We start from the raw sequence: 14,217 nt of genomic DNA, 5'->3' as shown, positions 1-14,217 counted from the left end.
CGCACCAACATCCGCCCGGTCGTCGTCTTACCGCAGCCGGACTCCCCCACCAGACCCAGCGTCTCCCCCGGCCGCACCTCGAAATCCACCCCGTCGACCGCCCGCACCAACCCCGTCGTCCGCAGCCCGGTCCGCACCGGGAAATGCTTGGTCAACCCCCGCACCCGCAGCAACGGCTCGGCGGCCGGCCGGGCGTCGGGGCCGATGGTCGGGTCGCCGGGTCGGGCCGGTGCGATGTCGGTGCTCATCGGGCCACCCCCACGTGTGCCACGTCCTCGGCGTACAGGCCGGTGCGGTCGTCGGCGGACAAGTGGCAGGCGACCAGGTGGCCGGGCGCGCCGGCCGGGCGCAGCTCAGGCACCTCACTGCGGGACCGGTCGCCGTTGCGGTCGGCGTAGCGGCACCGCGGATGGAACGCGCACCCCGACGGAAGGTTGATCAGACTCGGCGGATTGCCCGGAATCGGCAGAAGGTCCGCCTCGGCGTCACCGTGCAACGACGGCACGCTGGACAGCAACCCCCACGTGTACGGGTGCTGCGGCCGCCGCAACACCTGCTCCACACTGCCGTGCTCCACCGCCCGACCGCCGTACATCACCAGCACCTCGTCGGCCACCTGCGACACCACACCCAGGTCGTGCGTGATCAGGATGATCGCCGACCGGAACTCCCCCTGCAGATCAGCCAGCAGATCCAGGATCTGCGCCTGCACCGTCACATCCAACGCCGTGGTCGGCTCGTCAGCGATCAGCAGATCCGGATCGTTCACCAACGCCATCGCGATCATCGCCCGCTGCCGCATCCCACCCGAGAACTCATGCGGATACTGATCGAACCGCCGCGCCGGCTGCGGAATCCCCACCCGACCCAGCATGTCAACCGCCCGCTGACGGGCCTCCCGCTTGCCGGCCCTCGGGTGGTGCACCCGGTACGCCTCGGCGATCTGCCGCCCCACCGTGTAGTACGGATGCAACGCCGACAACGGATCCTGGAAGATCATCGCCATGTCCCGGCCGCGCAGCCGGCGTACCTCCTCTTCCGGCAGGCCGACCAACTGCCGGCCGCCGATGGAGATCTCGCCGGTGATGGTGCTGCGCTTCGGGTCGTGCAGGCCGAGGATCGCCAGCGACGTCACGCTCTTGCCCGAGCCGGACTCGCCGACGATGCCGAGGGTGCGGCCGCGCTCCACCGCGAACGACACCCCGTCGACCGCGCGCACCACGCCATCGGTGGTGTCGAACCGCACCCGCAGGTCGCTCACCCGCAGGTACGGCCCGTCGCCGTCACGCGGCTCCGGCATGCTGGGGCGGCCGCCGGACGCCGCCGACTCCCGACTGCCCATGACCGCCTCCCTCGAATTGATGTAGGGAACCTACAGCAGAACTCAGAGGGTGAAAATAAGCTACAAGGCACGGGCTGTCAGCGGGCCCAGCGTAACGACTGGGCAACGCCCCCGACAGCCCTCGCCCCTCGACGTCATCCACCAACGCGGCCACGGACGACCCGGCCGGAGGATCTGCTCGCCTGACGGATGTCGGTCGGCTCGCCTAGGGTCGGCCCATGACCGAGTTCGACGCGGCGTCCGCCGCCGTCCAGGCCGCCCTCGACGCGGGCGCCCGGTACGCCGACGCCAGGGTGATGCACCGGCGCTACGAGTCGATGTCGGCCCGCAACGGGGACATCGAGGAGCTGACCCAGGACGAGAGCGTCGGGCTGGGCGTCCGGGCGCTGGTCGGGTCGAGTTGGGGCTTCCACGCCGTACCCGACCTGTCCGACGCCGCCGCCCGCGACGCCGGCCGACGCGCCGCGCGGACCGCCGCCGCGAGCGCCCGCGTGCCCGGGCCTCCGATCGACCTGGTGCCGAGCGAGCCGGTGACGGCGAGCTGGGCCTCGGCCTGCGAGGTGGATCCGCTCGGCGTGCCGCTGTCGACCAAGGGCGACCTGCTGGTCGAGGCCACGAAGCTGGTGGCCGACCACGGCGCCGACGTGGCCGAGGGTCTCTACCAGATCTGGGACACGGCGAAGTGGTTCGTCTCCAGCGAGGGCCACCGGATCGACCAGCGCATCCGCGAGTGCGGCGGTGGCATCTCGGCCACCTCGATCGGGGACGGGGAGACCCAGCGCCGGTCGTACCCGAGCTACCGGGGCCAGTACGGCACGACCGGCTGGGAGCTGGTCGACTCGCTCGACCTGACCGCGCACGCCGCGCAGATCGCCGAGGAGTCCCGGGCGCTGCTCACCGCGCCGCTCTGCCCGGCCGGCGAGACCGATCTGATCCTCGGCGGCGAGCAGCTCGCGCTCCAGATCCACGAGTCGGTCGGGCACGCCATCGAGCTGGACCGGATCCTCGGCTGGGAGGCCGCGTTCGCCGGCACCTCCTGGCTGGACCTGGCCCAGCTCGGGTCGCTGCGCTACGGCTCGGAGCTGATGACGATCACCATCGACCCGACGATCATCGGCGCGCTGGGCAGCTTCGGGTACGACGACGAGGGCTCGCCGGCCGTCAAACGGGACGCGGTCCGCGAGGGTCGCTGGGTGGGTGTGCTCGCCGGCCGGGATTCGGCCGCGGTCGCCGGCCTCGACTACGGCGGCAGCGTGCGCGCGGACGGCTGGGCGCGGCTGCCGATGGTGCGGATGACCAACGTGGGCCTGGAGCCCGGCCCGCACACCCTGGAGGAGATCATCGCGGCGACCGACGACGGTGTGCTGATGGACGTCAACCGCTCCTGGTCGATCGACGACAAGCGGCTCAACTTCCAGTTCGGCTGCGAGATCGGCTGGGAGATCAGGAAGGGCAGACGGGGGCGGATGTTGCGCAACCCCACGTACACCGGCATCGGCCCGCTCTTCTGGCGTTCGATGGACATGCTCTCCCACGAGACCGTGGCGTGGGGCACGCCGAACTGCGGCAAGGGCCAGCCCGGCCAGGTCGGGCACACCGGCCACCCGGCGGCGCCGGCCCGCTTCCGCAACGTCCGGGTGGGGGTGCGCGCGTGAGTGGGCCGCACGACCAGTCCGAGCTGGACGTCGCCGGCCAGGTGATCGAGCTGGTCCACCGCCTCGGCGGGCCGGCCGCCCAGGCCGAGGCGGTGGTGACCCGGGCCGACCTGGCGTTGACCCGGTTCGCCAACTCGTTCATCCACCAGAACGTCGCCGAGTCCGGCGTCGGGGTGCGGCTGCGGGTGCACGTGGACGGGCGCACCGCCGCCGGCAGCGGCAGCGTGGTGACCCCCGACGGGCTGTCCGCGCTCGTCGAGCGCACCCTGGCCGCCGCGCGCCTCTGCCCGCCCGACCCGGCCTGGCCGGGCCTCACCCCGGCCGCCCCGACCCCGTCCGGCGTGCCGGTGGACGAGGCCACCGCGTACGCGGAGCCGGACGAGCGGGCCGAGCGCGTCCGGGCGTTCGTGACGGCGGTCGGCGGGCTGGAGGCCGCCGGCTACTGCCGCACCGCCCTCCGCTCGTCGGCGTTCGCCAACTCGGCCGGCCACTCGGCGCAGGGCCGCACGGCCGAGGCGGCGATGGACGGCATCGCACGCACCGGCGGCGCGGACGGGGTTGTGCGGCTGGCCGCCGACCGCCTCGCCGATCTCGACGGCGCGGTGCTGGGCGCCCGTGCCGCCGCCAAGGCCCGCGCGGCGGCCGACCCGGTCGAGCTGTCGCCCGGCCGCTACGAGGTGGTGCTGGAGCCGGCCGCGGTCGCCGACCTGCTCCAGAACCTCTCCTTCTACGGCTTCAACGGCAAGCGGTACGGCGAGCGGCAGTCCTTCGCCCAGCCGGGCACCGCCCAGTTCGATCCGGCGGTCACCCTGGTCGACGATCCGCTCGGCGGCTCCGGCCTGCCGTTCGACGTGGAGGGCACCCCGCGCGGCCCGGTGACCCTGGTCGACGCCGGCACCACCCGCGCGGTGGCGCACGACCGGCGCACCGCGGCGGAGGTCGGCACGGTCTCGACCGGGCACGCCGTCCCCGGCGGCGCCACCTGGGGGCCGATGCCCCGCAACCTGCGCCTGTCCCCCGCAGCGCAAGCACCGACAGCCGGGCCGGCCGGCTCCGGCACCGGCGCGTCCGAGTGGGTGGGCGGCGGCGACCTGTCCGGCGCGGTGGTCGATCCGGACACCGCCGCGCTGGTCACCGGGGTGCGGCGCGGCCTGCTGGTCAGCGACCTCTGGTACACGCGGGTACTCGACCCGAAGAGCCTGGTCGTCACCGGCCTGACCCGCAACGGGGTGTGGCTGGTGGAGGACGGCGTCGTCGCCCGCGCGGTCCGCGACTTCCGCTTCACCGAGGCCTACCCGCGGGCGCTCGGCCCGGGTGCCGTGCTCGGCCTCGGGCGGCTGCCGGCACGCCAGCCGGACCGGGTCGACGGTGTCTGGTGGGAGGCGCCGGCGTTGCGGCTCGCCTCGTGGAACTTCACCGGCGGGGCCTCCGGCTGACCTGGGTTAGGGTGGGCTCCGGCGCGCTCGCGCGCCGGGCTCGGCGGCGGGGTCGGATTCATGTACGCGGTGTTCGAGTACCGCGACCTGCCGCCGCTGCTGACCATCGTGGCCCAGCACCACCCCGAGCCCTGGGTCCCGGCCGTGCTGGACCGGCTCGGCGTCGCGTACGCGGACGAGCGGAGCGGGCGGGCGGGCCCGGCGGTGGCACGGCTGCGGGGGCACCTCGGGGACGGACGGCCGGTGGTGGCCACCGTCGACCGCACCCGCCTGCCGTGGCACGGCCTCGACCCCGGTCCCGGCGCCGATCCGTACCCGGTGGTGGTCGCGGGGCTCGACGGCGACGTGCTGCTGGTGGACGACGAGGGGCGGCAACCCCACCCGCTGCCGGTGGAGGCATTCACCGCCGCCTGGTCGGCCCACCGCAAGGGTCGTCACCAGAGCGTCACCGTCACCGATCCGCGCCAGCGGACCGATCTGCCGGACGCGATCCGGGCGGCGGTCGCCACCACGGTCGCGCACCTGACCGGCCCGGTGCTCGGCAACAGCTTCGACGCCAACTTCGGGTTCCGGGGCATGGCCAAGCTCGCCGAGCAGCTCCGGGACGGGCGTACGCGGACCGGGTGGCCCCGCCGGTTCGGCGCTCCCGTGCCGTTCTTCCACGGCGTACGCCGCCTCTACGAGTGCGTGGAGCTGGAGTACACGGCGCCGGGCGCGACGCGGCCGGTCTACGCCGACTTCCTAGACGAGGCGGTGCCCCTGGTCGACCCCCGGTACGCGGAGGCCGCCGCGCTGTTCCGCCGATCGGGCGAACGATGGTCCCGGCTCGCGGCACTGGCCCTGGAGACGGTCCAGGGGCTCGGCGCGTACACCGAGCTGGCCGAGGAGCGCATGCGCCTGGTCTTCACCCGGGGCCGCGACGCCGAAGCCGAGATCCGGGAGCTGACCGGGCGCCTGGCCGTGCTCAGTGCGGAGTACGCCGCGGACGACGAGCTCGGTGACTCCGGGCGGGCGGACCTCTTCGCCGCCCTCGCCGACCTGGTGGACTCCTGCCTGGACCTGGAACGGGCCGCGGTCGGCGTCCTCGCCGCCACCAGCCGGTCCTGACGGCCGGGCATCGATTGTGACGGAAGGGCTTTCCAAGAGCCGGAACACACGGGACACTGCCTTGCGCGGACGGCTCGCAAAGATCGGCGTAACGTGTGTCACTTAGCTGCGCCGTATCGCCGGCGCGGTCGTTGGTGCGCGCAAGACGTGGCAGTGGACGCGGTCTGGCCGGTCCGCTGACCGAAGGGAACGTGATCCGCCGCCCGTCAGGGCCCCGTCAGGGAGACGACTGCAATGACATCAACGGCAACGAGGCCGGGAGGGCCGGGTGCGCGGCCCCGCGCCGCCATCGCGGCGAGGACGTTGCGTACGGACCGCTGGTGGGTGCAGCCCGCCATCATCGCCGCGATCCTGCTCTTCTTCATCGTCTACTCGACGATCCGCATCTTCATGGCGAAGTGGTACTACGTCGAGGACTTCCACTACCTCACGCCGCTGTACTCGCCGTGCGTGTCGAACGAGTGCGTGCCCGGCTCGGCCCACTTCGGCACCCCGTTCGGCGACTTCCCCTTCTTCCTCCCGCTCGGCATCATCGCGTTCCCGATCGTGGCCGGGTTCCGGGTGACCTGCTACTACTACCGCAAGGCGGGCTACCGCTCGCTGTGGGCGTCGCCCCCCGCCTGCGCGGTGACGGAGCCGCACAAGAAGTACACCGGTGAGACCCGCTTGCCGCTGTTCGTCATGAACTGGCACCGGTACTTCTTCTACTTGGCGGCGCTGATCCTGCTGATCAACCTCTACGACGCGATCTTCGCGTTCCGCGGGCCGGACGGCGGCTTCGGCGTCGGCCTGGGCACGCTGATCATCCTGGTGAACGTCGTCGCCCTCGCTGGTTACACAATCTCCTGCCACGCCTGCCGGCACGTCGTCGGCGGCCGGTTGAAGCACTTCTCCAAGAACCCGCTGCGCTACCGCTTCTGGACGCTCGTGTCCAAGCTGAACGTCCGGCACGGCACGTTCGCCATGGTGTCGCTGTTCACGGTGATCTTCACCGACCTGTACATCATGGCCGTCTCGGCCGGCTGGATCAGCGACCTGCGGTTCATCAACTAGAGGGCCCCTGACATGACCACTACCACGCGAATCGAACGACACCACTACGACGTCGTCGTGATCGGGGCCGGCGGCGCCGGGCTGCGGGCGGCGATCGAGGCCCGGCTCGCCGGCAAGAAGACGGCGATCATCTCGAAGTCGCTCTTCGGCAAGGCGCACACGGTGATGGCCGAGGGCGGCGCCGCCGCCGCGATGGGCAACGTGAACAGCCGGGACACCTGGCAGGTGCACTTCCGCGACACGATGCGCGGCGGCAAGTTCCTCAACAACTTCCGGATGGCCGAGCTGCACGCGAAGGAGTCACCGCAGCGGATCTGGGAGCTGGAGACGTACGGTGCGCTCTTCGACCGCACCAAGGACGGGAAGATCTCGCAGCGCAACTTCGGTGGCCACGAGTACCCGCGTCTGGCGCACGTCGGCGACCGCACCGGCCTGGAGCTGATCCGCACCCTCCAGCAGAAGATCGTCTCCCTCCAGCAGGAGGACAAGCGCGAGCACGGCTCGTACGACGCCCGGATCAGGGTCTTCTCCGAGACCACCATCACCGAGCTGCTGCTCGACGGGGACCGGATCGCCGGCGCGTTCGGCTACCACCGGGAGTCCGGCGAGTTCGTCCTCTTCGAGGCGCCGGCCGTGGTGCTGGCGACCGGCGGCGTCGGCCGCTCGTACAAGGTCACCTCGAACTCGTGGGAGTACACCGGGGACGGGCACGCGTTGGCGCTGCGCGCCGGGGCGACGCTGATCAACATGGAGTTCCTCCAGTTCCACCCGACCGGCATGGTCTGGCCGCCCTCGGTCAAGGGCATCCTGGTCACCGAGTCGGTCCGCGGTGACGGTGGCGTCCTCAAGAACTCCGAGGGCAAGCGGTTCATGTTCGACTACGTGCCGGACGTGTTCCGCAAGCAGTACGCGGACAACGAGGCCGAGGCGGACCGCTGGTACGACGACCCGGACAACAACCGGCGTCCGCCGGAGCTGCTGCCCCGCGACGAGGTCGCGCGCGCCATCAACAGCGAGGTCAAGGCCGGCCGGGGTACGCCCGCCGGCGGTGTCTACCTGGACATCGCCTCCCGGCTGCCGGCCGAGGAGATCCGCCGCCGCCTGCCGTCGATGTACCACCAGTTCAAGGAGCTGGCCGACGTCGACATCACCAGGGAGCCGATGGAGGTCGGCCCGACCTGCCACTACGTGATGGGTGGCGTCGAGGTCGACCCGGATTCCGGCGCGGCGTTCGGGCAGGTGCGCGGGCTGTTCGCGGCCGGTGAGGTGTCCGGCGGCATGCACGGCTCCAACCGGCTCGGCGGCAACTCCCTGTCGGACCTGCTGGTCTTCGGCAAGCGCGCGGGCGGTCACGCCGCCTCGTACGCCGACGGTCTGGCCGCCCGCCCCCGGATGCCGGTGGCGGCGGTGGAGGCCGCGGTGGAGACGGCCCTGGCGCCGTTGCAGCGGGACACCGGCGAGAATCCGTACACCCTCCAGCAGGACCTCCAGGCGGTGATGGGGGATTTAGTCGGAATCATCCGGCGGGAGGGCGAGCTCGTCGAGGCGCTGAGCCGGCTCGGCGAGCTGCGCGAGCGGGTGGCCAAGGTGAGCGCGGCCGGCGGCCGGCGCTACAACCCGGGCTGGCACCTGGCGCTGGACCTGCGCAACATGCTGGTCGTCTCGGAGTGCACCGCGAAGGCGGCGCTGGAGCGGCAGGAGTCGCGGGGCGGCCACACCCGGGAGGACTATCCGGCGATGGAGCCGGCGTGGCGCCGGGTCAACCTGGTCTGCTCGCTGGACGGCGACACCGTCCACCTGGACCGCAAGCCGCTGCCGAAGATGCGCCCCGAGCTGGTCGCGCTCTTCGACCGGGCGGAGCTGGCCAAGTACCTGACCGACGAGGAGCTGGCGGAGTTCGACGCCCTCGCTGAGGAGGCGGGCAAGTAATGGGCACCAAGAGGCAATTCCGCATCTGGCGGGGCGACGAGACCGGCGGCGACCTTCAGGACTACATGGTCGAGGTCAACGAGGGCGAGGTGGTCCTCGACGTCATCCACCGGCTCCAGGCCACCGACGCGCCGGACTTGGCCTGCCGCTGGAACTGCAAGGCGGGCAAGTGCGGCTCCTGCTCGATGGAGATCAACGGCAAGCCGAAGCTGAGCTGCATGACCCGGATGTCGACGTTCGAAGAGGACGAGACGATCACGGTCACGCCGCTGCGGACCTTCCCGGTGATCCGGGACCTGGTCACCGACGTCTCGTTCAACTACGAGAAGGCCCGGGAGACGCCGGCCTTCGCCCCGCCGCCCGGGGTGGCGCCGGGCGACTACCGGATGCAGCAGGTCGACGTCGAGCGCTCGCAGGAGTTCCGCAAGTGCATCGAGTGCTTCCTCTGCCAGACGGTCTGCCACGTGATCCGGGACCACGAGGAGAACAAGCCGGCCTTCGCCGGGCCGCGGTACTTCATCCGCGCCGCCGAGCTGGACATGCACCCGCTGGACGCGCGGGACGACCGCAAGGAGTACGCGCAGGCCGAGCAGGGCCTCGGCTACTGCAACATCACCAAGTGCTGCAGCGAGGTCTGCCCCGAGCACATCAAGATCACCGACAACGGGATCATCCCCATGAAGGAGCGGGTCGTCGACCGCAGGTACGATCCCCTCGTGTGGCTTGGTAGCAAGATCTTCCGCAGGGGTCAGGTGCCCCAGACCATCGTGACCGGCGAGCACTCCCCGGGTGCCGTCGGCACCCACGCGGCCGGGCCGGCCGGGGTTCACTCGCACGCGGGTGGCTCGCACGACGTGCGGTCCGAGACGCAGGCGCAGGCAGGCGTCAACTGGCGCCGCGAGGTGCCCCATCCCACCGCGCCGGCTGTCGACGCGTCGGGCCGGATGCCCCTGACGGAGCTCACGTTCGACCGTGCGGCCGCACCGTCGCCGTTCGGCGACGACGTGACGTTCCCGCTGCCGCCGGAGCACCTCAACTTCGCCCACCCGGAGCAGGACAAGCACTGAGGGCACTGACCATGACGGGGGCCGCGGCACATGCCGCCGGCCCCCGTCCGTTTTCGGCCCGTCCCTCCGGTTCGACGGGGGACGGTCAGTCGGCGGCCAGGAGGGGACGGAGTGCGGCGACGATCGGGGCGTCGGCGGGGAGCCAGGTGACGGTGTCCAGTTCGGTGGCGGAGAGCCAGCGCAGCGCCGAGTGCTCCAGCGCCTGCGGCTGGTCGCCGTGCAGCAGACGGGCCGCGTACACCTTGAGGACCGAGCGGCCGTGGGCCATCCGCACGTTGCGGCCGACCCGGTCGCCGACCTCGACCCGGACGGCCAACTCCTCGGCGCACTCGCGGACCAGCGCGGCGGTCTCGCTCTCCCCCGGCTCGACCTTGCCGCCCGGGAACTCCCACATGCCCGCCACCTCGGGAGGCGCGGAGCGGGCACAGGCGAGCACCCGCCCGCCCCGGATGATCGCCGCACCGACGATCACCTTCGGCTCCCGTCGCTCAACCTGCCCACCGTCGTTGGCCCGTTCGGTCCGCACGGGCGTCCAGCGTGCCAGATCAATCGGCGGTTTGGGTACCGTGGCCGACCGTCAGGCCAAGAAGACACGGAAGTGTGGCCGTGGACACACTCACCGTACGACGACAGACTAGAACCACCGGCAAGACACGGGACGGCGACGATTTGGCCACAAGCCGGCAACGGCGCCTGGGAGGTGTGGTGATGCGTGTGCTGTTCAGCGGGCGGGGGAAGCACGACTACCTCAGCGACGCGTTGACCCTGCTTCCCGGGTGGACCCGGGAAGGCGAGCAGATCAGACGCACCCTCGTCATCGACGATTCGCAGCACGCGGCACTCACCGAGCGGGTCAAGGTGGTCGCCGACGCCCTGCACCTGCGCCCCGAGATCAACCGTCGCGCCGACCGCACCCAGATCCGGGTCGGGCACGGCAACGCGCCGCTGACCGAGGGCGAGGTCCTGCTGGCGGCCCGCATCGAGGACGCGTACCGCGCGGTCACGGAATCCTGACCGCCGCCCCGGAGCCCCGCCCGCCTCCCACGGATGCGAGCGGGGGCTCGACGACGTCTCAGGCCGGCCGGTCCTGCGGATACCAGCGCAGCTCGACGGAGTTGCCGTCCGGGTCCCGCACGTACACCGAGGTGGCGCTCCCCCGCGCGCCGAACCGCCCGACCGGCCCCTCCAGCACGTCGAAGACGCCCGAGCGGATCACTTCCGGCCAGTCCAGCGGCTCGACCACCAGGCAGAAGTGGTCCACGTTGGTCCCGCCCCGGTTTCCGCGGACCAGGTCGATGATCGTCTCCGGGCTCACCCGCACCGAGGGGAACGGGACCTGCCCGGCCCGCCACTCCTCGACCCGGACGGGGGCCAGGCCGAGCCGGCCGCAGTAGAAGCCCAGCGAACGCTCCACGTCGGCGACCGTGATGACGAGGTGGTCGAACCCGGTCACCCGCAGCGGGGTGGGCTGGCTGTCAGTGCCGCTCATGGTGTCTCCCTTGTCGGCTCGGCTTTGTCCTCTCACCTTCGGCCAGCCGGACGGGCCGACCAAGACGTGATCGCGTCACTATCGTTGAGCCAGACTCAACGACAGGATGTGACGTGCTGGAACGCCACGAGTTGGAGACCTTCCTGACCCTCGCCGAGGAGCTGCACTTCGGCCGGACGGCGGAGCGCCTGCGGGTGAGCACCGGACGGGTCAGCCAGGTGGTCCGGAAGCTCGAACGCCGGATCGGCGCCCCGCTGTTCGCACGGACCAGCCGGGTCGTCCAGCTCACCCCGATCGGCCGGCAGCTCGCCGACGACCTGGCGCCGCTGGTCGCCGGCATCGAGGACGCGGTCCGCCGGGCCGCCGAGGCGGGACGCGGCGTGACCGGACGGCTGTGCGTCGCCTTCCTCGGCGAGTGGACCGCGCCGGTGCTGCTCAAGGCCGTCGCCCTGTTCAGCCAGCGGCACCCCGAGTGCCAGGTGGAGGTCCGCGAGGTCCAGCTCTTCAACTCGCGGTCCAGCCTGGTGGACGGGTCGATCGACCTGCTCATCGCCGCGTACCCCTTCGACGGGATGGCCTGCGGTCCGGCGCTGCTGGAGGAGGCGCGTGTGCTCGCGGTGCCCGCCGGCCACCCCCTGACCCAACGGGCGTCGGTCTCCCTGGAGGTGCTCGCCGACCACCCGGTGGTGCAGTACCCGTCGGCGACCTCGGCCGGCTTCAAGCGCGACCGCACGCCGGAGCACACCCCGTCGGGGCGGCCCGTGCCGAAGGGGCCGGTGGGCGGGACGTTCTCCGAGATGCTGACGCTGGTCGCGATGGGCCGGGGCGTGCTGCCGGTCGGCGAGCACACCCGTCGCTACTATCCGCGCCCGGATGTGGCGTACGTGCCGATCCACGGCGCGCCGCCGATCCGGCGTGGCCTGGTGTGGCGGGAGAGCAACACGACGGCCCGGGTCCGCGAGTTCGTCCGGGCGGCGAGCGACGCCAGCCCGGCACCCACTGGTTGATCTTGGTGGTGGTCCGCCCGACCTACCCTGACGTCATGGCGAACGCGACGTACGACCGCAAGGAGCAGTTCCAGCAGATCCAGAGTGGCCTGCTCGAGGGTGAGCAGATCATCGCCGTCTACGACGCCGTCGGCACCGGCACCGGCTTCATCGGCCTGACCGACCGGCGCGTGATCATCCAGGACCGCTCGTTCATCGGCAAGCGGTACGCGATCACCAGCATCCCGTACTCGAAGATCACCAGCGTGAGCGTGGTCAGCAACAAGTCGTGGGGCGGCTCATTCTTCTCCACCGGCTCCATCGCCATCCACGTCGGCACGCACACGTACGAGGTGGAGTTCCGCGGCGCCCAGAAGAGCCACCACGTCCACAACGTGATCCTGCACTACATCAGCTGACGCGCTCCGTAGCAGAGATCTTGGAAGCTTTCGGCTGGGGGGCCGCGGATTTCCAAGATCTGCCGCAGGTCAGGGGCACAGCTCGGTGGCGCGGTCCAGCAGGGCGCGGCGTTCGGCTCCGGTGCAGGCGGCCGCCGCCTCGCGGAACAGGGCCGCCGCCCGCGCGGTGCCGCCCAGCCGGGCGGTCAGGTCGGCCTCGGCGGCGATCGCCAACGGGTACGAGTCCAGCGCGCCGCCCGCCCGCACCGCCGCGAGCAGCGTCAGCCCGGCCTCCGGCCCGTACGCGTAGCCGTGGGCCACCGCCCGGTTCAGCTCGACCACCGGTGACGGCTGGAGGCCGGCCAGCCGGTCGTACGCCCGGGCGATCGCGGGCCAGTCGGTGGCCTCGGCGGACACGGCGGTGGCGTGGCAGGCGGCGATCCGGGCCTGGAGGGCGTACGGCCCGTCCCCCGCGCGCGCCAGCGCGTCGAGGCCCTCGGCGATCGCCGCGTGATCCCAGCGGGACCGGTCCTGCCGGTCCAGGGTCAGCAGGTTCCCGTCCGCGTCCCGGCGGGCGTCCCGCCGGGAGTGGTGCAGCAGCGCGAGCGCGAGCAGCCCCGCCACCTCGGGCTGCCCCGGCATCAGCCGGTCGAGCAGCCGCGCCAGCCGGACCGCCTCCCCGGCGAAGGCCGGCTGCCCGTCGGCGTCGTACCCGCGCGTGAACAGCAGGTACAGCACGGCCAGCACGCCGGGCAGCCGCTCGTCGAGGCTCCGCCCGGTCGGCACCCGGTACGGGATCCGCGCCGCCCGGATCTTCGCCTTGGCCCGGCTCAGCCGCCGCGTCATCGTCGCCTCGGAGACGAGGAGCGCCCGCGCGATGTCCGCGGTCGACACCCCGCAGACGGTACGCAGCGTCAGCGCCACCCGCGCCTCCAGCGCCAGGGCCGGGTGGCAGCAGGTGAAGACGAGCCGCAGCCGGTCGTCCACGATCTCCCCCTCCCCCGGCGCGGTCTCGCCGTCCGGCCCGGTCAACGCCAGCACCGCCAGCTCGCGCAGCTTCCGGCGCTCGACGTCGACCCGGCGCAGCACGTCGACCGCCCGGTTCCGGGCGACGGTCATCAACCAGCCGCCCGGGTTCGCCGGTACGCCCTCGGCCGGCCACCGCTGCACCGCGCTCGCCAGCGCCTCCTGGGCGCAGTCCTCGGCGAGCGTCCAGTCGCCGGTGACCCGGATGAGGGCGGCGACGATCCGCGCGTACGCCTCCCGGCCGGCGGTGGCGACGGCCTCGGCCGCCACCGCCTGGCCGCTCAGAGCCGAAGCCTCCACCGCGGGCCGGCCGCCGCTCGTGGCCGACCCCGCCACCGCAGGCCGGTCGGGTCGCGCGGCGGCCGGTGCCGGCCTGTCACTCATCCAGGTCCGCGAAGGGCCGCAGCTCGATCCGCCCGCCCCGGGCCATCGGGTGGGTACGCGCCACCTCGATCGCCTCGTCCAGGTCGGCGCACTCCAGGAGGTCGAAGCCGACGATGACCTCCTTGGTCTCGGCGAACGGGCCGTCGGAGACGAGGAGTTGACCGTTGCGGACGCGGACCGTGGTGGCGGCCGACGGCTCGGCGAGGCGTTCGCCGGCAAGCCGACGTCCTCGGGCGTCGTTCTCCGCCACCCAGGCCTCGACGTCGGGCCAGTCGGACCGGTCGGTGTCCGGCTCGGTGTCGGTGCAGACGAACATCAGGTACTTCATCGTGTGCTCCTCTCGCG

The 14,217-nt window shown here is 72.2% G+C and carries 15 protein-coding genes and 1 pseudogene; 10 read left to right on the top strand and 6 right to left on the bottom strand.

Going from position 1 to position 14,217, the window contains the following annotated elements; all coding sequences use genetic code 11:
* A partial coding sequence (locus ACTMS0_RS11715; protein WP_441155151.1) for an ATP-binding cassette domain-containing protein occupies positions 1-248 on the bottom strand: 248 nt, incomplete at its 3' end.
* On the bottom strand, positions 245-1,300 hold the full coding sequence (locus tag ACTMS0_RS11710; protein WP_441155176.1) for an ABC transporter ATP-binding protein: 1,056 nt from the start codon (positions 1,298-1,300) through the stop codon (positions 245-247). The genes ACTMS0_RS11715 and ACTMS0_RS11710, both read right to left, overlap by 4 nt.
* Positions 1,301-1,560: 260 nt before the next feature.
* On the opposite strand from ACTMS0_RS11710, the gene ACTMS0_RS11705 reads away from it, so the two are divergent.
* The 7 genes and pseudogenes from ACTMS0_RS11705 to ACTMS0_RS11675 all read left to right on the top strand — a co-directional run bounded on the left by ACTMS0_RS11705 (position 1,561) and on the right by ACTMS0_RS11675 (position 9,589).
* Positions 1,561-2,997 carry a TldD/PmbA family protein gene (locus tag ACTMS0_RS11705; RefSeq protein WP_441155150.1) on the top strand — a complete coding sequence of 479 codons (1,437 nt, stop codon included), beginning with the start codon at positions 1,561-1,563 and terminating at the stop codon, positions 2,995-2,997.
* The gene (locus ACTMS0_RS11700; RefSeq protein WP_441155149.1) at positions 2,994-4,433 is read left to right on the top strand and encodes a TldD/PmbA family protein; all 1,440 of its coding nucleotides are present in this window, start codon (positions 2,994-2,996) and stop codon (positions 4,431-4,433) included. The genes ACTMS0_RS11705 and ACTMS0_RS11700 overlap by 4 nt, the downstream gene beginning before the upstream one ends.
* Positions 4,434-4,481: 48 nt before the next feature.
* Positions 4,482-4,784 (top strand): annotated as a pseudogene (locus ACTMS0_RS11695) (BtrH N-terminal domain-containing protein); the annotation flags it as partial.
* Positions 4,779-5,540: a DUF4872 domain-containing protein gene (locus ACTMS0_RS11690; RefSeq protein WP_441155175.1), complete on the top strand. Its 762-nt coding sequence runs from the start codon at positions 4,779-4,781 to the stop codon at positions 5,538-5,540. The pseudogene ACTMS0_RS11695 and the gene ACTMS0_RS11690, both read left to right, overlap by 6 nt.
* A gap of 234 nt (positions 5,541-5,774) precedes the next feature.
* A complete protein-coding gene (locus ACTMS0_RS11685) occupies positions 5,775-6,593 on the top strand; it encodes a hypothetical protein (RefSeq protein WP_441155148.1) in 819 nt (272 codons plus the stop codon).
* Between the two features lie 12 nt (positions 6,594-6,605).
* Entirely contained in the window at positions 6,606-8,522 is a 1,917-nt protein-coding gene (locus ACTMS0_RS11680) for a fumarate reductase/succinate dehydrogenase flavoprotein subunit (protein ID WP_441155147.1), read from the top strand.
* A complete protein-coding gene (locus ACTMS0_RS11675) occupies positions 8,522-9,589 on the top strand; it encodes a succinate dehydrogenase/fumarate reductase iron-sulfur subunit (RefSeq protein WP_441155146.1) in 1,068 nt (355 codons plus the stop codon). Before ACTMS0_RS11680 ends, ACTMS0_RS11675 begins: the two co-directional genes overlap by 1 nt.
* A gap of 85 nt (positions 9,590-9,674) precedes the next feature.
* Here the strand turns inward: ACTMS0_RS11675 and ACTMS0_RS11670 are convergent, their stop codons facing one another.
* Entirely contained in the window at positions 9,675-10,115 is a 441-nt protein-coding gene (locus ACTMS0_RS11670) for a (deoxy)nucleoside triphosphate pyrophosphohydrolase (RefSeq protein ID WP_441155145.1), read from the bottom strand.
* A 182-nt stretch (positions 10,116-10,297) separates the two neighbouring features.
* Here ACTMS0_RS11670 and ACTMS0_RS11665 point away from each other — a divergent pair, with 182 nt between their 5' ends.
* Positions 10,298-10,603 carry a 4a-hydroxytetrahydrobiopterin dehydratase gene (locus ACTMS0_RS11665; protein WP_441155144.1) on the top strand — a complete coding sequence of 102 codons (306 nt, stop codon included), beginning with the start codon at positions 10,298-10,300 and terminating at the stop codon, positions 10,601-10,603.
* 58 nt (positions 10,604-10,661) lie between these two features.
* Here the strand turns inward: ACTMS0_RS11665 and ACTMS0_RS11660 are convergent, their stop codons facing one another.
* Positions 10,662-11,078: a VOC family protein gene (locus ACTMS0_RS11660; protein ID WP_441155143.1), complete on the bottom strand. Its 417-nt coding sequence runs from the start codon at positions 11,076-11,078 to the stop codon at positions 10,662-10,664.
* Positions 11,079-11,191: 113 nt separating this feature from the next.
* On the opposite strand from ACTMS0_RS11660, the gene ACTMS0_RS11655 reads away from it, so the two are divergent.
* Positions 11,192-12,085, top strand: a complete 894-nt coding sequence (locus ACTMS0_RS11655) for a LysR family transcriptional regulator (RefSeq protein ID WP_441155142.1) — start codon at positions 11,192-11,194, stop codon at positions 12,083-12,085.
* Positions 12,086-12,120: 35 nt separating this feature from the next.
* Positions 12,121-12,483: a PH domain-containing protein gene (locus tag ACTMS0_RS11650; RefSeq protein ID WP_441155141.1), complete on the top strand. Its 363-nt coding sequence runs from the start codon at positions 12,121-12,123 to the stop codon at positions 12,481-12,483.
* Positions 12,484-12,552: 69 nt separating this feature from the next.
* On the opposite strand, the gene ACTMS0_RS11645 is transcribed toward ACTMS0_RS11650, so the two are convergent.
* Both ACTMS0_RS11645 and ACTMS0_RS11640 read right to left on the bottom strand, forming a co-directional pair.
* The gene (locus ACTMS0_RS11645) at positions 12,553-13,872 is read right to left on the bottom strand and encodes an RNA polymerase sigma factor (protein ID WP_441155140.1); all 1,320 of its coding nucleotides are present in this window, start codon (positions 13,870-13,872) and stop codon (positions 12,553-12,555) included.
* Complete coding sequence (locus ACTMS0_RS11640; protein WP_441155139.1) at positions 13,865-14,200, bottom strand: YciI family protein; 336 nt, start codon at positions 14,198-14,200, stop codon at positions 13,865-13,867. Before ACTMS0_RS11640 ends, ACTMS0_RS11645 begins: the two co-directional genes overlap by 8 nt.
* Between the last annotated feature and the right edge of the window lie 17 nt (positions 14,201-14,217).

This window comes from Micromonospora sp. H33 (assembly GCF_052068455.1).
Classification (GTDB): Bacteria; Actinomycetota; Actinomycetes; order Mycobacteriales; family Micromonosporaceae; genus Micromonospora.
This window is presented reverse-complemented; position numbering and strand designations above follow the sequence as displayed.